19 protein-coding genes are annotated in these 22,645 nt (G+C 63.0%); 12 read left to right on the top strand and 7 right to left on the bottom strand.

From position 1 onward, the window contains the following. The first annotated feature begins 2 nt into the window (after positions 1 to 2). The gene (locus AHA_RS15550) at positions 3 to 2,096 is read left to right on the top strand and encodes a sensor histidine kinase (protein ID WP_011706864.1); all 2,094 of its coding nucleotides are present in this window, start codon (positions 3 to 5) and stop codon (positions 2,094 to 2,096) included. A 224-nt stretch (positions 2,097 to 2,320) separates the two neighbouring features. On the opposite strand, the gene AHA_RS15545 is transcribed toward AHA_RS15550, so the two are convergent. Together AHA_RS15545 and AHA_RS15540 are read right to left on the bottom strand one after the other, a co-directional pair. Beyond that, positions 2,321 to 3,187, bottom strand: coding sequence for a helix-turn-helix transcriptional regulator (locus tag AHA_RS15545; RefSeq protein ID WP_164927709.1), 867 nt, complete (start codon positions 3,185 to 3,187; stop codon positions 2,321 to 2,323). Between the two features lie 89 nt (positions 3,188 to 3,276). Then, a complete protein-coding gene (locus AHA_RS15540) occupies positions 3,277 to 4,134 on the bottom strand; it encodes a formate dehydrogenase accessory sulfurtransferase FdhD (RefSeq protein WP_011706862.1) in 858 nt (285 codons plus the stop codon). A 257-nt stretch (positions 4,135 to 4,391) separates the two neighbouring features. On the opposite strand from AHA_RS15540, the gene AHA_RS15535 reads away from it, so the two are divergent. From AHA_RS15535 to AHA_RS15495, 9 genes are all read left to right on the top strand, one after another. After that, entirely contained in the window at positions 4,392 to 5,399 is a 1,008-nt protein-coding gene (locus AHA_RS15535) for a type I restriction enzyme HsdR N-terminal domain-containing protein (protein ID WP_164927708.1), read from the top strand. Between the two features lie 274 nt (positions 5,400 to 5,673). Next, positions 5,674 to 6,264, top strand: a complete 591-nt coding sequence (locus AHA_RS15530; protein ID WP_011706860.1) for a DUF3305 domain-containing protein — start codon at positions 5,674 to 5,676, stop codon at positions 6,262 to 6,264. Then, on the top strand, positions 6,257 to 6,859 hold the full coding sequence (locus tag AHA_RS15525; protein WP_165444136.1) for a DUF3306 domain-containing protein: 603 nt from the start codon (positions 6,257 to 6,259) through the stop codon (positions 6,857 to 6,859). The genes AHA_RS15530 and AHA_RS15525 overlap by 8 nt, the downstream gene beginning before the upstream one ends. Positions 6,860 to 6,963: 104 nt before the next feature. Then, the gene (locus AHA_RS15520) at positions 6,964 to 8,694 is read left to right on the top strand and encodes a 4Fe-4S binding protein (RefSeq protein WP_011706858.1); all 1,731 of its coding nucleotides are present in this window, start codon (positions 6,964 to 6,966) and stop codon (positions 8,692 to 8,694) included. Positions 8,695 to 8,704: 10 nt separating this feature from the next. After that, positions 8,705 to 9,325 (top strand): TorD/DmsD family molecular chaperone, encoded by a 621-nt coding sequence (locus tag AHA_RS15515; protein ID WP_011706857.1) that lies wholly within the window; start codon positions 8,705 to 8,707, stop codon positions 9,323 to 9,325. 69 nt (positions 9,326 to 9,394) lie between these two features. Next, positions 9,395 to 9,598 carry a transcriptional initiation protein Tat gene (locus AHA_RS15510; RefSeq protein ID WP_005303194.1) on the top strand — a complete coding sequence of 68 codons (204 nt, stop codon included), beginning with the start codon at positions 9,395 to 9,397 and terminating at the stop codon, positions 9,596 to 9,598. 23 nt (positions 9,599 to 9,621) lie between these two features. Continuing rightward, a complete protein-coding gene (locus AHA_RS15505) occupies positions 9,622 to 12,522 on the top strand; it encodes a formate dehydrogenase subunit alpha (RefSeq protein WP_011706856.1) in 2,901 nt (966 codons plus the stop codon). 4 nt (positions 12,523 to 12,526) lie between these two features. After that, positions 12,527 to 13,150, top strand: coding sequence for a formate dehydrogenase FDH3 subunit beta (gene fdh3B, locus AHA_RS15500; protein ID WP_011706855.1), 624 nt, complete (start codon positions 12,527 to 12,529; stop codon positions 13,148 to 13,150). Further along, complete coding sequence (locus tag AHA_RS15495; protein ID WP_011706854.1) at positions 13,147 to 14,118, top strand: formate dehydrogenase subunit gamma; 972 nt, start codon at positions 13,147 to 13,149, stop codon at positions 14,116 to 14,118. The genes fdh3B and AHA_RS15495 overlap by 4 nt, the downstream gene beginning before the upstream one ends. Before the next feature lie 68 nt (positions 14,119 to 14,186). Here AHA_RS15495 and AHA_RS15490 read toward each other — a convergent pair whose 3' ends face one another. Continuing rightward, positions 14,187 to 15,317 carry a hybrid sensor histidine kinase/response regulator gene (locus AHA_RS15490; protein WP_011706853.1) on the bottom strand — a complete coding sequence of 377 codons (1,131 nt, stop codon included), beginning with the start codon at positions 15,315 to 15,317 and terminating at the stop codon, positions 14,187 to 14,189. 240 nt (positions 15,318 to 15,557) lie between these two features. Between AHA_RS15490 and AHA_RS15485 the strand changes: the two genes are divergently transcribed. Continuing rightward, positions 15,558 to 17,273 carry an NAD-dependent malic enzyme gene (locus AHA_RS15485; protein WP_011706852.1) on the top strand — a complete coding sequence of 572 codons (1,716 nt, stop codon included), beginning with the start codon at positions 15,558 to 15,560 and terminating at the stop codon, positions 17,271 to 17,273. A gap of 69 nt (positions 17,274 to 17,342) precedes the next feature. Here the strand turns inward: AHA_RS15485 and AHA_RS15480 are convergent, their stop codons facing one another. After that, on the bottom strand, positions 17,343 to 17,684 hold the full coding sequence (locus AHA_RS15480) for an RT0821/Lpp0805 family surface protein (RefSeq protein ID WP_011706851.1): 342 nt from the start codon (positions 17,682 to 17,684) through the stop codon (positions 17,343 to 17,345). Continuing rightward, complete coding sequence (locus AHA_RS15475) at positions 17,681 to 19,000, bottom strand: Hint domain-containing protein (protein ID WP_011706850.1); 1,320 nt, start codon at positions 18,998 to 19,000, stop codon at positions 17,681 to 17,683. The genes AHA_RS15480 and AHA_RS15475 overlap by 4 nt, the downstream gene beginning before the upstream one ends. Before the next feature lie 305 nt (positions 19,001 to 19,305). Between AHA_RS15475 and AHA_RS15470 the strand changes: the two genes are divergently transcribed. Continuing rightward, positions 19,306 to 20,544, top strand: a complete 1,239-nt coding sequence (locus tag AHA_RS15470; RefSeq protein WP_016351527.1) for a uracil-xanthine permease family protein — start codon at positions 19,306 to 19,308, stop codon at positions 20,542 to 20,544. 101 nt (positions 20,545 to 20,645) lie between these two features. Here AHA_RS15470 and pgl read toward each other — a convergent pair whose 3' ends face one another. Further along, positions 20,646 to 21,653 (bottom strand): 6-phosphogluconolactonase, encoded by a 1,008-nt coding sequence (gene pgl / locus AHA_RS15465; protein ID WP_011706848.1) that lies wholly within the window; start codon positions 21,651 to 21,653, stop codon positions 20,646 to 20,648. 64 nt (positions 21,654 to 21,717) lie between these two features. Next, positions 21,718 to 22,551 (bottom strand): hypothetical protein, encoded by an 834-nt coding sequence (locus AHA_RS15460; RefSeq protein ID WP_011706847.1) that lies wholly within the window; start codon positions 22,549 to 22,551, stop codon positions 21,718 to 21,720. Between the last annotated feature and the right edge of the window lie 94 nt (positions 22,552 to 22,645).

Below are 22,645 nucleotides of genomic sequence, written 5' to 3'. Positions count from 1 at the left end.
TCATGAGGCTGGCGCAGATCCCTGGGTTGCTCAGAACCAAGGTGCGCTGGCGTCTGCTGCTGCTCACCTCGGTGCCCATCATGCTGACCCTGGCCGGCATGATCGGGCTGACGCTTTACTGGACCCTCACCTACAGCTGGCAGAATCTGCTCACCACGGTGCGCAGCGACCTTGGCGTCGCCCACCACGCGGTGAGCGTGCAGCAGCAGCGCCAGGCCGAGCACCTCGAGCACCTGCGCGATGCCTGGGCCTTCCAGCTGCAGCTGCGTGAATCCCCCGCCCGTTTGCGCCAATGGGTGATGCCGCTGGCCGCCAACTACGGCCTCGATTTTTTGCGCCTGCGCAGCGGCAGCGAGCTGGATCTGCTGCCGGCGCAGGATCGCGCGGCCCTCGCCGCCGGGCGCAGCGTCAGCCACTTCGTGGTCTGGTCGCGGGAGCAACTGCTGGCGCTCTCGCCCGCGCTGGCCAGCCGCGCCGTGCTGGAGCGGGAATATGATCCGGTGGCGGGGCAGGAGACCCGCGGCCTGGTCAGTCTCTCGCTGACCCCGGTGATGGGGCGGGACGGCAACCTCTGGGGCGTGCTGGAGGGGGGCGAGCTCATCAACGGCAGCACCCGGCTGGTGGATGAGCTCAAGGGCCAGGTGTTTGCCAAGAACACCCTGCCGGCCGGCAGCATCGGCACCGTCACCCTGTTTCTCGGCGATCTGCGGGTGAGCACCAACGTGCCCGCCAGCAGCAGTCGCCAGCTGGGGCGGGCGGTGGGCACCCGGGTGTCGGCGCCGGTGCGCGAGCAGGTGCTGGGACGCGGTGAGCCCTGGATTGATCGCGCCTTCGTGCACGACGCCTGGTATGTGTCGGGCTACGAGCCGCTCTTGGGCGCCAATGGCGAGCGCATCGGCATGCTCTACGTCGGTTTTCTCGAGTGGCCCATCATCCGTACCTACCTCACCAACCTGCTGGAGCTGGGCTCCGGCGTGGTGGTGTTGCTGCTGCTCTCCGGCCTGCTGGTCTATCGCGGCGCGCGGGACTTGTTCACCCCCATCGAGCGGATGCACAAGGTGGTGCGCCAGGTGCAGGCGGGTCAACCGGCCCGCATCGGCGTGCTGGCCCTCGACCCCGATCACGAGCTGGCCCAGCTCGGGCGCCAGTTCGACGCCATGCTGGACCAGCAGGCGGCGCACCAGCAGCAGCTGGCCCGCAGCGCCGACGAGCTGGAGCAGAAGGTGGCCGAGCGCACCCAGAGCCTTGAGCAGAAGACCGCCGAGCTCGAGCACCACATCCACATGCTGACCCAGGCCCGCCAGCAGCTGCTGATCAGCGAGAAGCTGGCGGCCCTCGGCGAGCTCTGCGCCGGGGTGGCCCACGAGATCAACAACCCGCTGGCGGTGATCCTCGGCAATGTGGAGCTGATGAAGCTGGAGCTGGGGGAGGCGGCAGAGCCGGTGAGCGAGGAGCTGGCGCTGGTGCTGGCCCAGATCGAGCGCATTCGCGCCATCACCCGCAGCCTGCTGCAATATTCGCGCCCCGGCGACTACGAGACGGCGCCGGTGTGGCAGCACCTCACCCCCATCATTGAGGAGAGCCTGACCCTGGTGCGCTCCGCCCTGCGCCAGCAACAGGTGAACCTGGTGGCCGATCTCAGGGCCCAGCAGCCCATCGAGGCGGATCGCCAGCAGTTGCTGCAGGTGCTGATAAACCTCTTGGTCAACGCCAGCCATGCGCTGGGGGAGCAGGGGGAGATCCGGGTCGAGAGCCGCGACTGGCTGGATGACGCCGGGGCCCTGCAGGGGGCCGAAGTGCGGGTCATCGACAACGGCAGCGGCATCGAGGCGGCCATCATCGACAAGATCTTCGACCCCTTCTTCACTACCCGCGCCACCGGCACCGGGCTGGGGCTGGCCCTGAGCCACCGCATCATCAGCCGCTGGGGCGGGGAGCTGTTGGTGGATTCCTCCCCGGGGCAGGGTAGCTGTTTTACCATTCGCCTGCGCAGCCACGCCCGGCTGGCCAGCGGCGGCGAAAGCACCCGGCTGGAGGGGTGGCGCATCGCCCTCAACGCCGAGGGGCGTGAGGCCGGTGGCGACCACCCGTCTTAACCACGCCAGTCACAAAAAAGCCCGCCGAACTTGAAGGGCGCGCATTGCCCTCAATGAGGAGTGGGACTGTCGCAATTGAGAGTGAGGCACAAAAAAGCCCGCCGAACTTGAAGGGCGCGCATTGCCCTCAAGGGGAGGGGGACTGTCGCAATTGAGAGTGAGGCACAAAAAAGCCCGTCAATATTGGTCTTGGCGGGCTTTTTTACGGGCGAGTGAGGGGATACTTACTGCGGGCTCCACACCAGCTTGCCACTCTGGGTCAGGTCATAGCCGCCGAGGCGGGCCGCCAGCTCGCGCCCCTCGGGGGATTGCAGCCAGCCGATCAGCTGCTGCAGCAGGGTGCGAAAGAAGACCCCCTGCGGCATCACCAGATCGAAGCACTCCTGGGAGAGCGGCATGAAGTCGAGGCCGAACTCGGTGGCGGTGCTCTGGGCGCCGGGCCCGACTTCGGCATCGCCGCGGCTGATGGCGGCGGCCAGCTCTCGCTCGCTGTTGACCTCGATAATACGCTCCAGCCGGGTCAGCGACTCCCCCTGGGTTTGCAGCCACTCCTGCAGGGCGCGCTGGCTGCCGGCCCCCTCCTGGCGCATGGCCCAGCGCCAGTCGAGCGCCTGTCTCGCCTCTTTCGGTTGCAAGCCCCGGCGCAGCACCAGCCCCTGCACCCGCCGAAATCCATGAACGATCACCCATTGCCGGTGGCCCTGATACTGCTGTACCAGCGCCGGATGGCGCAGGTGGGCCTCTTCGGCCTGGCCCCAGTGGATGGCGCAGAGATCCACATGGCCGCGCGCCAGCATCGCCAACCCCTGACGGGTGCCGCACGGGGTGTAGCCCACCAGTGCCTGGGTGCCGAGCTGCTGGGCCAAACGGCTGCTGGCGTAGTGGAGCAGCACGTCGTCGGAGCCCGCCAGCAGCAGCCGGTCGTTCATCACCCCCTCGTGGCAGCTGCCAAGCAGCCAGCGATCGAGCAGGGAGCGGGGAAACAGCCACTTGCCGGTCGCCTTGGTGGCGGGGATGCGCGCCTCGTTGGCGAGCTGGTAGACCTTCTTCTCGTTGAGATCGAGGTATTCCGCCACCTGCTTCACGTTCATAAACTCGTTCATGGCTTGCGTTTGGCCCTCTGGCTGGTCTGATCGAGATACAGCGCGATCTGCTGGGTACTCATCAACTCGTTCATGATTTAATCCCGCATCCCGCGACCGGCTGAACCGGGCGCCAGCACCGGCGGCTTCTCGTCCAGCACGAGATGGTCGTGGCCGCTGAATACCTCGAAGTGGCGTCCCTTGGCGCGGGCAATCATGGTGATGCCGAGCTGACGGGCGAGATCCAGCCCCATCTGGGTGACGCCGGAGCGCGACAGCAGCACCGGAATGCCCATCTGCGCCACCTTGATCACCATCTCCGAGGTGAGCCGCCCGGTGGTGTAGAAGATCTTGTCGTGGCCTGCCTCGCCGCGCATCCAGAGCTCGCCCGCCAGGGTATCCACCGCATTGTGGCGCCCCACGTCTTCGACAAAGGAGAGGATCTCAGCGCCGCGACAGATGGCGCAACCATGCACGGCCCCCGCCATCTTGTAGGTTTCGTTATGGGCCGACAGCGCCTTGAGCAGGGCGTAGAGGGTGCTCTGTTTAAGCTCGGGCGCCGCCAAGACCACCCCTTCGAGCTTCTTCATCACGCTGCCATACATGGTGCCCTGACCGCAGCCGGAGGTGACCGTCTTCTTCTCCAGGGATTTGTCGAGATCGGCGGCCTGCTGGCTGCTCACCACGGCGGCGGCCTCGCTCTCCCAGTCGACGATCACCGATTCGATGGCCGCAATATCCTCGATAAAGCCCTGATTTTTGAGATAACCCAGCACCAGCGCCTCGGGGCGGGCCCCCAGCGTCATCAGGGTTACGATTTCCTTCCAGTTGAGGTAGACCGTCAGTGGTCGCTCACAGGCGATTTGGCGGGTTTGCAACTGCCCCTGCTCATCCATCACCTCGACGGCCATGGTGAGCTGGGCTGCGGCATTGCTTTTGATAAAGGTCGGTGTCATGGGCCCCTCGCGACCGGTTGCCGGGATCTAAGGGGAGGGATACAGCAAGTTTTGTTCCAGATTACTGATACAGAGTATCGATTAGGGTATTTAAGATTCATAGTCACAGGCTATAAAAACTCGAAAGTATATAAATGCTAAAATTTTCTACCTATTTATTGAGAGTGTTGATAATGTTGACAGAACGTTAGGTCGATATACTGATGTTTCGACTACCTAGCATCATTTTTAAATAAGGATATTAAGGGTGTTTATATATGGATTTTTTGAAGTTTGATTTTTGCAAACTAAATGAACAGGATGTTAGAGAGGAAATAATTGCGCCTTTGTTGAGAGAGTTGGGATATCGTTCTGGAACATCTAATAATATAATCCGAGAGCAGACATTAACATATGCCAAGTCATCTCTAGGGCGTAAAAAAGCAACAGACCCATATTTAAAAGGTCGAGCAGATTATATACTAGAGACTGAGAATAATGTCAGATGGATAATTGAGGCAAAGTCGCCAAGCTCTGACATAACCGAAGAGGATATTCAACAAGCATGGACTTATGCAAACCACCCTGAAGTTAGAGCTTATTACTATGTCTTGTGCAATGGTCTTTTTTTATATGTTTATATAACCAATAAAGGGCCTCAGAATGGAGTCATTTTTTCCTCCAGTTACGATGATCTTTCAGAAAAATTCATTCAATTGAAAAACATACTATCACCAGAAGCTATAATTCGTGATCTGAAGGACATTGAGTTGGATCTTGAGCCACCGATAGGTGAGGGGCTTAGGTCTACTGCAACAGTTGTGAATGGCCAAATAGTGTTTCGTAGTAACTCACTTCAGATGTCACATTTACAAGGGCTGACTTTATCGGTGAAAAGTGGCTTTATAAAGAGAGGGGAAGATAATAACATTATTGCTGACATACATACAGTATCACCATTTCATCAGTTACAAGAAATAAATGAAAGGCTGGGTCTGCACAAAATAAAAGCTATAGGTAAGGTTGGCACCCTATCTTCCAACAAAAACTTATTGACTGAGCTTGAGTACTTTACATCAAGTACGCTTCTTCAAGGAGAGTCAATGTTAGACTTGTCAACTATGAATACAGTAATTTTACCTATCGCAATTAATGTCGAGACAAGTACATATATTTCTGGTTTTTTAGAAAAAAGTGAATTTAAAGGTCGCTTTAGTTCGACAATGAATTATGTTGGGATAATGAGAGTATCTTTAGATGGTGAATTTAATATATTGCTGTCGTAATTGTTGATGGCGATTCGATAATTGCCATTATCTAGCTCAAGCACCGGTTGATGGGTTTTACGCCGCATATTGGGCTTCGCTGCGCTTAGCGCCAACCCATGTCCTGCACAAGGCCCTAACCCGCATCAAAGCCCCATCAACCACCAAACCGGCCTTGGCCCCACTCTTGCTAAGTCTTATCCCATTGATGGCCGTGGCTGCCCTGAATCTCCTGCTCTGATCCGCCCCGACTGGGGCTGAGCAAGAGGGAGGGCAGCCCGGCAGAGACATTCTGATGGGAGCCGTGACAGTGCAAGACACAACCAATACCTTGCCCCCGCAGCGCTGGCTGCAACTGGAGTTAAAGGCCATCGACAGCCAGGTTGGCCGCTGGCAGAGCCGCCGTTTCGAGATTGCGGCGCTCCACCCCGCCGAACCCGAGGCTGCCGGTGCCTTGCCCCTTACCCTGTTTCGCGACGAGCGGGGGGATTATCGCTTCAATTTGAGCTCCGGCTCGCCCCGCCTCTTTGTCACCGGAAGCCGCGTGGACAATGGCTTTGTGGCCGACGGCCTCACCCTGAGTCAGACCGTGGCCGCCGCCTATATGGATGGCGAGCGGCAGGTGCTCTCCTGCCCGCTGCCCGAAGCGCTGCAAGCCTGGGTGGAGGCCTTTATCGGTCGTCACGGTGAGCTGCTGGAGGCTCGTCGCAAGGGCAAGAAGGGCAAGGGGCGGGCGCAGGATCAGCTCGGTGTCGATAGCCAGGATCAAGCCAGCTGTGGCGCCGTCAAGGCCACCGGCCCCGATGGCCGCGAGCGTGGCTGCAATGCTGGAAACAGTGCCGGAACCTGTGCCGGAAACAAGGCCGGAAACAGCGCCCATGAGTGAGTTCCTCAAGCGCTGGTCGTCTCGCAAGAGTGAGGCGCGCAAGCATCAGCCATTGCAGCCACGAGAAAAAGCCATTCCCGAGGTGGTTGCAGCCCCCATCGAAGGCAGTGGTGAAGGTGAAACGCCAGTTACAGAGCTGGATGGCCGCGTAGTCAGTACTTACAGTGGGAGTGATGTTCCGCTCCCCCTCGAAGGGGACAAGCCGCGCGGATCAGAGCCGAAAACGGCCCCTTCAGAGAAGCCGGCACTCCCTGACAGGGAGGCGCTGCGCGCCATGTTTCGCAGCCACAAGCCGGATGGGCTCGACGACTACACCCAGGATTTCAGTCAGCCCGAATTGCTGCCCGCAGCCCTGAGCGCCGGGCTGCGCAACTGGCTGGTGGAGCAGGCAACGGCGCCCGATGGTGAAGCGCCTCACTTATCCTCCGCCGCACCCGAATCGGCGATTGTGGCCGCCACGGCCATAACCAGCGAGCCGCAAGGGTTGGCTGATAACCATTCTCAAAACCCTACCGACGATCGGGACATTTTGGTTGACCATGATGGACAAAATGTCCCAACCAAGGGTAGGGGAATGGAGCATTTGGGATCCTGACTCCCTGCCAGTCACTTTTTTCCTGGGGGAGTTGGCTCGGCTCTTGCTCTCCCAGCTGACCAACAAGCACGCCATCCCACGAGGTGGCGCGCACAGGAGTGCATGTGAGCATCGAACAACCCATAACAACATCCGTCACAACTCTGACCGCCAATGGCGTGGCTGCGCGCAACGAACGTGCCCGCGCCCATGCCCTGCAGCATACGGTCAAGACCGACAACCTGATCCCGGCCACCATCTCCTACCAGAGTCAGGGGCGCTTGCTGCTGGTCGGCCCGGAAGACCGCATTCGCCGCGCCGCCAGTCTGTTGCCCCAAGGCGTGATGCCGACCCTGCTGGTGACCGAATCCGTTTTTGACGCCGAGGCGGCGGATCTCGAGGCCATCTTCGAGGCTACCGCCACCCTGGATGCCCTGACCCTGCGCGAGCCGAGCCTGACCGGGTATCTCGGCCAGTTCCAGCTCACCGGCCTAAATGGTCAGGGTGAGCGTATCTCTCTGGCGGCGCTCTGTTTTCCACAACAAGCGACGGTCGGTAGCGAGCCGTGCTTCGATCTGGTGGCCGATCTGGGCCGCACCCCGCTGTTTGCGCTGGAGCGCCCGCCGGTGGGCTATCTGCATCTGGCTGATGACGATGGGCTGGCCGCACGGCTTGCCGAGATCTGTGCGCTGACCGGTATCTTCGACAAGCCGCGCTATTTTCGCCTCGACCCCGAGGCCTGCGCCTTTACCGCCCGCGGCGTGCCCGGTTGCAGCCGCTGCCTCGATGTCTGCCCGACCGATGCCCTCAAGCCCATCAATGGTCGCATCCAGATCGATCCCCATCTCTGTCAGGGCTTCGGTAGCTGCGCCTCGGCCTGTCCGACCGGGGCGATTGCCTATCACCAGCCCGACGCCAACACCAGCGGCGACTACTTGTTCCGATTGATCAAGCACTACCGGGAGGCGGGAGGCGACGCGCCCCAGTTGTTGATTGCCGCTGATAATGAGCGCGAATGGGTGGAGGCCGAGCTTGCTGCTCTGCCCACCAACTGGCTGCCGGTCTGGGTGGAGGAGAGCGCCAGCTTAGGCATCGAGAGCTGGCTGGCCGCCCTTGCCTATGGCGCGAGCGCGGTGCGCATCGCGCTCGGTGACGATGCCCCCGCCAGCGTCCGTGCGCTGGTTGAGCGGGAGCTGGCGAGCGCCGCCGTGCTGCTGGCGGGCGCCGGCCTTAGCGCCGATCGCATCGCGCTGTTTAGCGTTGATGCCGAGCAAGATAAGCCTATCTCCTGTGAGCCAGCTGTTGCCCTGCTGGACAAGCCGCTGAAAGGGGATAAACGGGAGAACCTGTTTGCCGCCTTCGACGCCCTCTGGCAGGCCAACGAGGGGAGCCGCGAGCTGCTGGCGGTGCCCCACGGCGCCCCTTACGGCAGCGTCGAGCTCAAAGGCGCTGACTGCACCCTCTGCATGGGCTGCGTGGCGGTCTGCCCGAGCCGCGCCCTGCATGCGGTGGGCCATGCCCCCGGCCTCAACTTTATCGAGCAGGACTGCATCCAGTGCGGCATGTGCGAAAAGGCGTGCCCCGAGCAGGCCATCGTGCTGATGCCCCGCCTGCAACCGGTGCCCGAGGCGCGCCGCGCCGTCCAGAGCCTCAAAGCCGAAGAGGCCGCCTGCTGCATTCGCTGTGGCAAGCCGTTTGCGCCAGCCTCCCTTATCCGCCGCATCCAGCAGAAACTGGCCGGTCACTCCCACTTCCAGAACGAAGCCGCCCAGCGGCTGCTGATGTGCGAGGAGTGCCGGGTCAAGGATGTGTTTGCGGCGCTGGCGGCGGATCCTGCCGCCCAGCTCAAGGTGTGAGGGGGCTCTGATGACTGAACAACGCAATGACTACCCGGAGGCGCCGGCAATGACCGACCTGGATCGCAATAGCGCCGACATGTACGCCCTGCTGGCGAGCCTCTGGCGCGCCGCCCCCCGAGGCGAACAGCTCGCCTGGCTGCAAGGGTTGCAGGCCATGCCCGGCCCCTTTGCCAGAGGGCTGGGGCTGGTGCAGCTGGCGGCCAGCAGCCACCACGAGAATGAGCTTGCCGAGGAGTATCAGGATCTCTTTATCGGGCTGGGGCGCGGGGAGATAGTGCCGTTTGCCTCCTGGTATCTCACCGGCTCTTTGATGGAGCTGCCGCTGGCAGTGCTGCGCGCAGACCTGCAGTCGCTAGGTTTCGAGCGCCAGAGCGGAGTGTGTGAGCCGGAAGATCATCTGGCCGCCCTCTGTGAGGTGATGGCGGTACTGATTGGCGAGCAGCACCCGGAGCACAACCGCTTCTATGAGCGCCACCTTGCCCCCTGGGTACTGGCCTGCTGCCGCGATCAGCAACAGGCGAAAGGGGGCAGCTTCTACCGGGCGGTCGGTGCCCTTGCCGAAGACTTTTTCAAACTGGAACAGGAACTGCGCCTGCCCTTTGGCAGCCCGGTGGTGACGCAGCCATGACGCTGCGCCACCCACTCATAGCAAAACCGGCTCACCGCAGCCGACCATAACAACAGAGGTCACAGAAAGATGAGCGATGAACAGCTGAAAGACCCGTCCCGCCGCAATCTGATCAAGGGGGTGGGGGTGGTTGCCACCATAGGCGTGCTGGCCGGTGCCACCGGTCGGGTGGTGGGCAAGGAGGTGCTGACCCACGACACCGAGCCCGACAAGGGCTATCGGGAGACCCCCCACGTTCACGACTTTTATCGCACCCTGCGCGGCACCGACTGAGCCGACTCAGTGAAGGAGAACTCATGAAACTGACGAAACGTGCCGAGCAGCCCCAGGCGGGCGAGCAGGGCAGCTTGCAAGGCGATTTGCAAAATAATGGGGCCGCTCGCGGTCAGGGGCTGACCCGTCGCGCCTTTATGGTCAATTCCGGTCTGGTGGCCGGCGGCGCCGTGGCGGCCGGCTGGCTGGCCCCTGCCATGATGCAGCGGGCCGAGGCCAAAACCGTGGCGGCCGACGTGCCGGTCGAGGTGAAGCGCACCATCTGCTCCCACTGCTCGGTGGGCTGCGGCGTCTATGCCGAGGTGCAAAACGGCGTCTGGACCGGTCAGGAGCCGGCCTTCGATCACCCCTTCAACTTGGGCGGTCACTGTGCCAAGGGGGCTGCCCTGCGCGAGCACGGCCACGGTGAGCGTCGCCTCAAGTACCCGATGAAGCTGGTGGGTGGCAAGTGGCAGCGCCTGAGCTGGGAGCAGGCCATCGAAGAGGTGGGCAACGAGGTGCTGCGCCTTCGCAAGGAGTCCGGCCCCGACAGCGTCTACTGGCTCGGCTCCGCCAAGCACTCCAACGAGCAGGCCTACCTGTTTCGCAAGATGGCGTCCCTGTGGGGCACCAACAACGTGGATCACCAGGCGCGCATCTGCCACTCCACCACGGTGGCCGGGGTCGCCAACACCTGGGGCTACGGCGCCATGACCAACAGCCTGAACGACATGCACAACAGCAAGTCGATCATGTTCATCGGCTCCAACCCGGCGGAGGCCCACCCGGTCGCCATGCAGCACATCCTGCTGGCGAAAGAGCGCAACGGCTGCAAGATCCTGGTGGTCGACCCGCGTCGTACCCGCACTGCCGCCAAGGCGGACATGTACCTCTCCCTGCGTCCGGGCACCGACGTTGCCTTTATCTGGGGCATGCTCTGGCACATCTTCAAGAACGGCTGGGAAGATAAAGAGTTCATCCGCACCCGCGTCTATGGCATGGACGAGGTGCAAAAAGAGGTGGCGCGCTGGACCCCGGCCGAAGTGGAGCGGGTAACCGGCCTCAACGAACAGCAGGTTCATGGCGCCGCCAAGCTGCTGGCCGACAACCGTCCCGGCTGCGTGGTCTGGTGCATGGGTGGCACCCAGCACACCACGGGCAACAACAACACCCGCGCCTACTGCATCCTCGAACTGGCCCTCGGCAACGTGGGCAAGAGCGGGGCGGGCACCAACATCTTCCGCGGTCACGACAACGTGCAGGGCGCCACCGACTTTGGCGTCACCTCCGACTCCCTGCCCGGCTACTACGGGCTGGAAGAGGGCTCCTGGAAGCACTGGGCCCGGGTGTGGGACGTCGATTACGAGTGGATCAAGGCGCGTTTTGACAACAAGGCCTACAACGGCAAGCTGCCGATGAACAACAACGGCATCCCGGTTTCCCGCTGGGTGGACGGGGTGCTGGAGAACGCCGATCTCATCGAGCAGGGTTCCAACATTCGCGCCATGTTCTACTGGGGCCATGCGGTCAACTCCCAGACCCGCGGCCCCGAGATGAAGAAGGCGATGCAAAAGCTCGACATGATGGTGATTGTCGACCCGTATCCCACCGTTGCCGCCGTCATGAACGATCGCACCGACGGCGTCTACCTGCTGCCGGCCACCACCCAGTTCGAGACCTATGGTTCCGTCACCGCCACCAACCGCTCCATGCAGTGGCGCGACAAGGTGGTCGAGCCGCTGTTCGAATCCAAGGTCGACCACGAGATCATGTATCTGCTGAGCAAGAAGCTCGGCTTTGCCGATGAGCTGTTCAAACACATCAAGGTGGAGAACAACGAGCCGCTCTTGGAAGACATCACCCGCGAATACAACCGCGGCATGTGGAGCGTGGGCTACACCGGCCAGAGCCCGGAGCGGCTCAAGGCGCACCAGCAGAACTGGCACACCTTCCACAAGACCAATCTCAAGGCCGAGGGCGGCCCGGTCAGTGGCGAAGTGTACGGTCTGCCCTGGCCCTGCTGGGGCACTCCGGAGATGAAGCACCCCGGCAGCCATATCCTCTACGACACCAGCATTCCGGTGTCGGAGGGGGGCGGCGGTTTCCGCGCCCGTTTCGGCATCGAGTATCAGGGGGTGTCACTGCTGGCCGAAGACTCCTGGCCGAAGGGGAGCGAGGTGGAAGACGGCTATCCCGAGATCACCGCCGATCTGCTAAAGCAGCTTGGCTGGTGGGACGAGCTGACCGAGGCCGAGAAGAAAGAGGCCGAGGGCAAGAACTGGAAGACCGATCTCTCCGGCGGCATCCAGCGGGTGGCCATCAAGCACGGCTTCGTGCCCTACGGCAACGCCAAGGCGCGCTGCGTGGTGTGGACCTTCCCGGATCAGGTGCCCAAGCACCGCGAGCCGCTCTACACCCCGCGCCGGGATCTGCTGGCCGACTACGCCACCTGGCCCGACGCCAAGAGCCTGTGGCGCCTGCCGACCCAGTATGCCTCGGTGCAGGAGAAGGACGTCAGCAAGGAGTTCCCGATCATCCTTACCTCTGGCCGTCTGGTGGAGTACGAGGGGGGCGGTGACGAGACCCGCTCCAACCCCTGGCTGGCCGAGCTACAGCAGGAGATGTTCGTCGAAATGAACCCGGCGGATGCCAACGACGTCGGCGTGCGCGACGGTCAGGATGTGTGGGTCGAGGGGCCGGAAGGAGGCCGGGTCAAGGTGAAGGCGCTGGTGACCCCACGGGTCAAACCTGGGCTCGCCTTTATGCCGTTCCACTTCGGCGGACACTTCGAGGGCCAGGATCTGCGCGCCAAATATCCGGAAGGGTCAGACCCCTATGTGCTGGGGGAGTCGGTCAACATAGTCACCACCTATGGCTATGACCCGGTTACCCAGATGCAGGAGACCAAGGTCACCCTGTGCCGTTTTCGCCAAGTAGGAGCCTGATCTCATGGCCAGAATGAAATTCATGTGTGACACCAAGCGCTGCATCGAGTGCAACGGCTGTGTGACGGCGTGCAAGAACGAGAACGATGATGCCCTCGAGTGGGGCATCCAGCGCCGTCGGGTGGTGACCCTCAACGACGGCCTGCCGGGGGAGACCTCCATCTCGGTGGCCTGCATGCACTGCACCGACGCCCCCTGCATGGCGGTCTGCCCGGCCGACTGCTTCTATCACACCGACGACGGCATAGTGCTGCACAACAAGGATCTCTGCATCGGTTGCGGCTACTGCCTGTTTGCCTGCCCGTTCGGGGCGCCCCAGTTCCCGAAGACCGCCGCCTTTGGCGATCGCGGCAAGATGGACAAGTGCACCTTCTGCGCCGGCGGCCCGGAGGAGGATCACAGCGAGGCGGAGCGCCAGAAGTACGGTGCCAACCGCATCGCCGAGGGCAAGCTGCCCATGTGTGCCGAGCTCTGCTCCACCAAGGCGCTGCTGGCGGGGGATGCGCAGGTCATCTCCGACATCTTCCGCGAGCGGGTCGCCTATCGCGGCGCCAAGGAGGCGGGCTGGGGCAGCGGTGAAGAGCTGTTTTACGACGCCAGCAAGGCGGGCAAGGGAGGGGCGGCATGAAAACCTGGCTAATGGCCCTGTTTGCCGCCCTGCTGCTGGTGAGTACCGCCAGCTTCGCCGACGCAGAAAAAGAGGCGGTCGGCTTTGCCGGCGCCGATTACTGGCGAGCGGTGAAGGACGGGCAGGAGGGGGTGACCACCTCCCGCTCGCCGGAGCACGGGGTGCTGATCTCGGTGCCGGGCCAGCTCTGGTTCGAGGTGAAGACCAAGTGGGTGTCGCCGCTCGGTGCCATCGCCATTTTCGGGTCGCTCGCCATGTGCGGCCTGATGTACTGGGCGGTGGGGCCGACCAAGCTCTCCAAACCGCGCACCGGGCGCAAGCTCAAGCGCTGGAGCAGGCTGGATCGGGCGTTGCACTGGACCACGGCGGGCATGTTCCTGACCCTGTCGGGGTCAGGGCTGGCCATCATCTACGGCAAGCACTTCATCAAGCCGGTGGTGAGCATAGGGGTGTGGGAGAACTGGATCTGGTTCGCCAAGGTGTTCCACAACTACGTGGGGCCGCTCTTCTTCCTCTGCCTGATGGGAGTGCTCATCAAGTGGTTTCGCCACAACATCGTCAACATGGTGGATGTGCGCTGGTTCATGAAGGCGGGCGGCATGCTGGGGCCCCACAAGGGGAGTCACCCCTCGGCGGGCTTCTCCAACGGCGGCGAGAAGGCCATTTTCTGGCTGCTGATCTGGTTTGGCGGCATCGTGGTGGCGACCGGGCTGTTTCTGGACTTCCCCATCTTCGGCCAGCTGCGCCGCCAGATGGAGTGGGCCAGCTTCATCCACATCGTCGGCGCCTTGATCCTCATCTGCGGCTTCATCTTCCATATCTACATGGGCCTGTTCCAGCTGGAAGGGGCGCTGGAGGGGATGATCAGCGGCGAGGTGGACGAAACCTGGGCCAAGGAGCACCACGATCTCTGGTATGAAGAGGTGAAGCACCAGCTCGACGAGCCCAAGGCAGGCAAGTCAGGCTGAGGCTGACCGCGACATCAGGATGAAAGAGAAGAAGGGGCGCTGCGGCGCCCCTTTGTTGTGTCTGCCGCTCAGAGCGGCGGCTGCAGCGGCAGCCGGATGCGGTAGCAGAGCCCCTCGCCGGGCGGGCTGGTGACGGCGAGCTGGCCGTGCAGATTGTTCTCCACCAGGTTGTGGATGCGACAGGCGCTCAGCCCGCAGTGGCGGGCGTCACCGCGCAGGGTGGTGAAGAAGGGCTCGAACAGGTGGGCCAGCTGCTCGGCCGCCATGCCGGGGCCGTTGTCCCGGTAGATCAGCAGCAGCTCGTTGCCGGCTCGCTCCACCTGCAGGGAGAGGTGGTGCTCCCCCGGCCCCTTGAAGGCGTGCTCCATGCTGTTCTTGATGAGCTCCTGCACCAAGTCGAGAAACAGCGACTCGGGGGCGGTCAGGGTGACCTCCTCACCGCCCAGCTCGGCGTTGACCCTAGCGATGAGAAACTCGGGGGTGAAGGCCTGCAGCAGCTTGCGCAGGCTCTTCTGTACGGCGAAGGGGGTGGCGGGCAGCTCGGTCTGATCCCGGGTCAGCTCCTTGAAGCGGGTCACCAGCAGGGCGACCCGGCGCAGGCTGGACTCCACCAGTTCGGTGCCCTCCTTGATGTCGGTGAGCTGCTGCTGGAGCAGGCGCTGCCCCAGCATGCCGTTTTGCACCGCGCTGGCCAGCAGATCGCCGGCGCCATGAATGAGGCTGGAGGCGGTGATGCCGATACCGATGGGGGTGTTGATCTCGTGGGCGATGCCAGCGGTGAGCTGAAACAGGCTCTGGTAGAGCTGCACCTTGGCCTGCTGACGTCCCAGCTCCTTGAGGCGCAGCTGGTTTTGCACCCGGGCCAGCACCTCGAGCTGGTGGAACGGCTTGGAGACATAGTCGCAGCCGCCGGCCTGAAAGGCCTGCTCGAGCGCCCCGATCCCGCTGTTGGTGCTGATGAAGAGCACCGGCAGGCACCACTGGCCCGGCAGCTGCTTGATGCGGCGGCACGCCTCGTAGCCGTCCATCACCGGCATGTTGATGTCCATCAGCACCAGATCGGGGGGGAACTCGGTGGCGGTATCCACTGCCTGCAGGCCGTCGGTGGCCTCCCGCACCCGGTAACCCGCCTCTTCCAGCAGACTGCGCAAGATGTAGCGGTTGGATGCCATGTCATCGACGATCAGGATTTCACTCATCTGTTTGTTCTCTCCTGCCCCCGGGAACCTCTCCCTGCCGGTGGCCTGCTGTTGAGCATAGTTGGCCGCTCTCTGCGGCGCGTGGCCGGTATGAGACCATCATCCACCTCGGCGCGGATTTTGGCCGCAGGGTATGCCCAAGCTCACAAAACTAAACAGGCAAACGTCATATGATTGATTTCATTATGAGTCTTGCTCTCCTGCCGAACGGCAATTTCACGTAAATCAAAGAGAATGACTATGGCTACCGGACAATATCTGCTGTGGAAAGATGCACAGGGACAAGATTTTCGCCCCGTTGCACTGACTGGCACCGATCTGCTCAACGATCGCAATCTCAACAAGGGCACCGCCTTTACCGAACAGGAGCGCGCCGACTTCGAGCTCGACGGCCTGTTGCCTCCCCAGGTGCAAACCTTCGAAGCCCAGCTGGATCGGGTCTATCAGGGCTTTCTGAGCGCCTGCAGCGACATCGAGAAGTATCAGAACCTGCGGGCATTGCAGGATCGCAACGAGACCCTGTTCTACGCCCTGCTGGCGCGCCATGTGGAGGAGATGACCCCCATCATCTACACCCCGACGGTGGGCAAGGCGTGTCAGGAGTTCAGCCACCGCTACCAGAAGGCGCGCGGCCTCTACATCACCCCGAAGAACGTCGATGACATGGGCTCCCTGGCCCGTCAGCTGGATGCCAAATCGGTGCGCATCATCGTCGTGACCGACAGCCAGGGGATCCTGGGGATCGGTGACCAGGGGGTGGGCGGCATGGGCATTCCCATCGGCAAGCTCTCCCTCTATACCCTGGCCGCCGGTATTCACCCCGCCTGCTGTCTGCCCATCGCGCTGGATGTGGGCACCGACAATCAGGCGCTGCTGGATGATCCCATGTACCTGGGTCAGCCTCACAAGCGCATTCGCGGCAAGGAGTACGACGACTTCATCGACAAGTTCGTGGCCGGGGTCAAGCGCCACTTCCCGAACGCCGTGCTGCAGTGGGAGGACTTCAGCAAGTCCAACGCCTTCAACAACCTCTCCCGCTATCAGCAGTCGCTGCCGTCCTTCAACGACGACATCCAGGGTACCGGGGCCGTGGTGCTGGCGGGCATCATAGGGGCGGTCAAGGTCAAGGGCGAGACCCTGGGCCAGCAGAACTACCTGGTCTATGGCGCCGGAGCCGGCGGGGTGGGGGTGGCGGATCAGATCTGCGCGGGCATGATCCGCGAAGGGCTGGATCCGCAGGCTGCCCGCGATCGCATCTATATCCTGGATACCCAGGGACTGGTGTGTGACAACCGCGAGGGGCTCGACGAGTACAAGCGTCGCTACGCCAAGCCTGGTTTGCTGCTGGCCGGCTGGGACACCGAGGTGCCCGGCAAGGCCAACCTGACCGACGTGCTGCGTCACGTGCCGATCACAGTGCTGCTGGGCACCAGCGGCTCGGGCGGCGCCTTCAAGGAGGAGCACGTGCAGCTGATGCAAAAACACTGCGCGCGCCCCATGGTGTTCCCGCTCTCCAACCCGACCGCCAACTGCGAGGCGTTGCCGGACGACATCTATCGCTGGAGCAAGGGCAAGGCCATCGTCGCCACCGGCAGCCCGTTCAAGGATGTGCACTACGAGGGGCAGGAGTTCCGGGTCGGCCAGGGCAACAACGTCTTCATCTTCCCGGGGGTGGGTCTGGCGGCCATCGTCAGCCAGATCCGCGAGATCACGCCGGACATCTTCACCACCGCCGCCTTTGCGCTGGCGGAGTGCGTGAGCGAGGTGGACCTCGCCAAGGGGGCCGTCTATCCGCGCATTCGCGAGCTGCGCAACATCTCGGTGCACGTGGCGACGGCGGTGCTCAAAGACATAGTGCGGCGGGATCCTTCTCATCCGCTGATCGGTCAGGATCTGCAGCAGCACATCCTCAACCACATGTGGGAGCCGGTCTACCTGCCCTATCGCCGGGTATGATGGCCGCAAGCTTGCACTTGCAATAGAAGGGGGGTGGCCATGGCCACCCCTTTTTTGTTACCTGAGCAGTCAGCTGCGCAGCGGCAGCCAGTGCCCCGCCTTGCTGCGGCAGGCGGTGTCCTGCCACTGCTGGCTGGCCTGGGCTATATAGAGCTGCTCGCGGTAGTCGCGGCACCAGAGGCCGTTGTGGTGGCGGAAGGTACGCAGTGGCGTGACGCTGCCTGAGTGGCGGTTGGCGGAGTTGAACCAGGTGAGGCTCTGGCCCTTGGGGCGGGTTTGCAGCGCCTCGGCCAGCGCCTGATTGGCGAACGCCACGTCCTGTTTGTCCATCTGGTGATAGAGCGGGGCGGCTGGCTGGGTGGCACAGGCGGACAACCACAGTGCCAGGCAGATCAGCAGATAACGGCTCATGGTTGCACCTTGCTGTTGAACCCTTGCTGGATCAGCGCTTGCTCCTGCGCATCGGTCAGGGTCTGGCCGCGATCGTCGGCCGTGCCGTCGCCCCGGATCTCGTTGCCGCTGGCATCCACGGCATCTACCCCATTGTCGTCGACCGTACCATCACCCCGGATCTCGTTGCCATTGGCGTCGACGGCGTCTACCCCGTTGTCGTCGACCGTGCCATCGCCCCGGATCTCGTTGCCGTTGGCATCGACGGCATCTACCCCGTTGTCGTCGACCGTACCGTCACCCCGGATCTGGTTGCCATTGGCGTCGACGGCATCTACCCCGTTGTCATCGAGGCCATTGCCGAGGCCACGCCCACCACCGTGACGATCGCCGCCGGCGTGGCGGTCTCCTCCGCCATGCTGCTCACCACCGGCATGCCGATCACCTCCTGCATGTTGTTCGCCGCCGGCATGTTCCCCACCGCCGTTGTCGTCACCGCCATGGCTGCTGTCGCTGCCGCCATCGTGACTGCTTCCACCACTGCTGCCGCCGCCATCGCTGTCACTGCCTCCACCACTGCTGCCGCCGCCATCGCTGTCACTGCCTCCACCACTGCTGCCGCTGCCATCGCTGTCACTGCCTCCACCGCTGCTGCCGCCGCCATCGCTGTCGCTGCCTCCGCCACTGCTTCCTCCTCCACCGTTTCCACTGCCGCCACTGCCATCGCCATCCTTGTTGTGAACGATCAGCCCATTGGCGACATAGCTGTGGCTGCCATCCAGGATCAGGTTGAACAGTGCGGTGGTGGGCGGGGCATCCAGCCAGCAGAGGGACTCCACCAGTAGCGGGGTGGGGTGAGGGGCCAGCGCCAGGTTGCCTGCGCTGCCGTGCTCCGACCAACCCAGCAGATGCATGCCGGTAAAGAGCGGCAACACGGCGAGGGTCGGGTTTTCGGTGCGGGTCATGGCCGGGGCGATGGCCGCCCAGCCGCGGGTGGTCAGAAAGGGGTGTTCGGCGGTGACGAAGGGGGCCAGCCGGTTGAGCCCGTACAGCCTGCGCTCTCCCAGCAGTACCCGCTCGATCGCCAGGATCCGGTTGCTGCGGCCATATTGATCCCGTACCCGTTCACCGACCTGCAGGGTCTCGATAGAGCGCTCCTCCCCGTCGGCCATCAGGATGCGGGTGCCGGCCACGAAACAGGACTTGGCATAGGCCTGATTCAGCTGCCATTGATGGTGGCTGAAGTCATAGCTGAGCGGGGTGGCAAACAGGGCCAGGGCGATGGCCGAGCCCACCAGCAGTCGACGCTGGCTGGGCTTGAAAGCGGGCAGTGACATGGGGGACTCCTTGTCCGGCTGGGTTCACGCCATCAAGTATAGAGGGGGCCGGTGGTGGGGCAGGGGCAACACCTGACAACAAAACAGCGTGGAAAAACGATTGGCGTCGGCCATAAAAGTGCGTAAAATCGCTTCCTCGATGCTTGTAGCAACGAATCCCGCCTAAAAAGCCAGTTTCATGCCCTCCCCAAGCAGTAAGAGGCAACAAATGACGCCGAATGGCTCATTCAGTGCCTTGAAAAAGTCTTGTGATAACTGAAAAGTGTCAAATATCCCTGTCAGTTATCAAAAAATTAAGGACATCCATGTTTTCCTTAGTCAAGCAAAGTGTCGCCGGGCTGCAAATCCTGTTTGTCGCCTTCGGTGCCATGGTTCTGGTGCCCCTGCTCACCGGACTGAACCCCTCCATGGCCCTGCTTGGCGCCGGTGTGGGCACCCTGCTGTTCCAGCTCTGCACCCGCCGCCAGGTCCCGATTTTCCTCGGTTCCAGCTTTGCCTTCATCGCCCCCATCATTTACGCCACCCAGACCTGGGGCCTGCCCTCCACCATGTTCGGTCTGTTTGCCGCCGGTTTCATGTACTTCATCCTGGCCGCGCTCATTCGCGTGCGTGGGATGGGTTTCGTGCACAAGCTGCTGCCGCCGGTGGTGATTGGTCCGGTGATCATGGTGATCGGTCTGTCGGTCGCCCAAGTGGCCTGCAACATGGCGATGGGTCGGGCCGGCGGTGAGCAGGTCGTGCCAGCCTCGGTTGCGCTGACCCTGGCCGGCATCTCGCTGGCGGTAACCCTGATTGCGGCGGTGTTCTGCAAGGGCTGGATCAAGCTCATCCCCATCCTCTCCGGCGTGATCGCCGGTTACGTGGCCGCCGTGCTGATGGGTCAGGTGAGCTTCGATGGCATGGTGAACGCCCCCTGGTTGGCGCTGCCCCACTTCGTGACCCCCGAGATCAACTGGGCTGCGGCGCTGTTCATGCTGCCGGTAGCCATCGCCCCCTGTATCGAACACATTGGCGGCGTGCTGGCCATCGGTGGCGTGACGGGCAAGGATTACACCAAGAACCCGGGCCTGCACCGTACCCTGGCCGGTGACGGCATCGGCGTCTGCTTCGCCGGCTTCATCGGTGGCCCCCCCGTCACCACCTATGCCGAAGTGACCGGCGCCGTGATGATCACTCGCAACTTCAACCCGGTCACCATGACCTGGGCTGCGGTGTTCGCCATCATTCTGGCCTTCTTCGGCAAGTTCAACGCCCTGCTCACCTCCATCCCGATGCCGGTGATGGGCGGCATCATGCTGCTGCTGTTCGGATCCATCGCCGCCATCGGTCTCAAGACCCTGGTGGAGTCCAAGGTGGATCTGGGGCTGTCGCGCAACATCGCCATCGTGGCCGTGACCCTGACCGTGGGTGTCGGTGCGCTGGAGATGAAGATCGGTGACTTCGCCCTGGCGGGTGTGGGTCTGGCCTCGGTGGCCGCCATCCTGCTCAACCTCATCCTGCCCCAGCACTCCGAAGAGGGTGCCATGGAGAGCGCCAAGGATTAAATCCCTGCGTTGACTTGCATTGAGATGATGAAAGAGAGGCCACCCCAGGGTGGCCTCTCTGTTTTGTCGGTGCGCCGGGCTCGGGGCTAAGTGCTGAGGGCTCAGGGCGCCAGCGTCAATACCCGCACCCACATGGCCCCTTCGCCCACCGGCTGGCGTGCCTGCAGGGTCAGGGCGCCGCTGGCCGGATCGATGCGGTGCAGCGCCAGCTGGTGGGAGGCCTGCCCTGCCGCCAGCAGCCAGCGGCCCTGCCCGTCGATGGCAAAGCCGCGCGGCATGGTTTCGGTGGGGAAGTGGCCGACCACGCCGAGCTCGCCATCCGGCGCAATGGCGAACTGGGTCAGCAGGCTGCTGGCCCGCTCGCTGCTGTAGAGAAAGCGCCCATCCGGCGTCACGTGCAGATCCGCGCCCCAGTACTCCCCCTGATAACCGGCGGGCAGCATCTCCAGGCTCTGGCAGAGTGTGATGTCGCCGTCGGCACTGCGCCGGTAGCGGTTGATGGTACAGTCGAGCTCGTTCAGGCAGTAGAGGTCGCCATTGCTTGGGTGCAGCGCCAGATGGCGCGGGCCGGCGCCGCTGGCGGTCTGCAGATCCCCCAGCGGATGGGGGCGCAGCCGACCCTCCCGACAGAGCACAAAGCGGCGGATACGATCCTCCTTGAGGCAGGCGACCAGCACCTCCTGCTCGCCCTGGCCGTCGGCGGCGAGCAGGGTGACCGAGTGGGCGGCCTGCAAGCCGTCGAGCTGCTGGTGGGGCGGCGCTGCCCGACCGGTGCTTCCGATGGCGGAGACGGTGACATGATTGAAGGCATAGGAGGCCGCCAGCAGGAAGCGGCCATCGGCCGAGATGGCGGTGTGGGAGGCGCTGCCCGCCAGCGGCGCCGAGCTCGGCTCGCTGAGCCGGCCATCCACGCCAATCCGGTAGCTGATGAGCGAAAAATCGGGCCGCACGGCGGCATGGAGCCAGTGCCCGTCCGGGCTGATCACCAGCGGCTGGACCTGGCCCGGGGTGTCGACCACCTGCAATGGCGCGAGCTCCCCGCTCTCGTCCAGGGCGAACACGTGGATCTGCTGGCTGGCGGGGCTCGCCACATAAACGACCTGCTGCATCTGCTCTCTACTCCTTGTGATGGGCAACGGCGGTCATCTTATCCTCTTTCGGGCCCGCACTGGCCTACTCTTTTGCCCGCCCCGGGCAGACCACCTGACGGGCCTTGAGGTGGTAGAGCTCCACCTGCGGGTGGCTGAAGAAGCCCACTTCCCACGGATTCTTCTGCACGAAGGCGGCACGGATGGGCTCGAACAGCGGGTGATCCTGCGGGATCTGGTAGGCATCGGCGGCGATGATGGTGTAGTTCCACTCGATGGCGCGGGTGTAGGTGAACACCGCCCGCGAGTCGATGGCGAAATGGCAGCGGCCGTCGCGCTTGAGCAACTGCGACTTGAAGGTCTCGGGGAAGGTGATGAAGAAGATGTCGTCCTCATCGGAGGAGAGAAACGCCAGCACTGTGGTGTGCGGCTGGGACTGGGCCCGGGTCACCAGCACCCCGATCTTGTTCTCCACTTCGCGCAGGTCAGGCACCGGCAGGCCGGTGAGCGGGGTGACCGGCAGCTCGCGGGCGGGGCGTTCATCGGCCGGATGCTGATAGTCCGGCCGGGCGAAACCATAGACCACCCGGTTGCCGTACCAGAGCTCGAACTGCAGCGGGGTGACCTGCACCTTGTCCGGGGCGGTCTTTGTTATCACCCCCTTGTAGGAGACGCGATAGACGCTCAAGGAGGCATCGTACTCGTCGACCCCGGTGCGGTTGTCCAGATGCAGGGTGATCTTCTCCCCCACCGCCAGCTGGTGCCCCTTGGGAAAGCTCAGCAGCAGCTCGTCGCCGGCCTGGATCTCGACCCCGCAGATGTAGACGCCGGTCTCCTTGCTGGCGGGATCGACATAGGTGGCGGCCACCCCGAGCAGGGGAGAGCCGAGAAAAGAGAGCAGAGAGGATTGGGAACTCATTGGCGCACCTTGGCAAATGTGGGGGTTGGCCCCTCAGTGTATCGCGGCCAGCCTGGATTGGCAGACCCCCTCACTGGGGGGTAAGCGCTTCAGG

Source organism: Aeromonas hydrophila subsp. hydrophila ATCC 7966, assembly GCF_000014805.1.
GTDB lineage: Bacteria > Pseudomonadota > Gammaproteobacteria > Enterobacterales > Aeromonadaceae > Aeromonas > Aeromonas hydrophila.
Note: the sequence above shows the minus strand (reverse complement) of the source record. Positions and strands in the feature narration are given on the sequence as shown.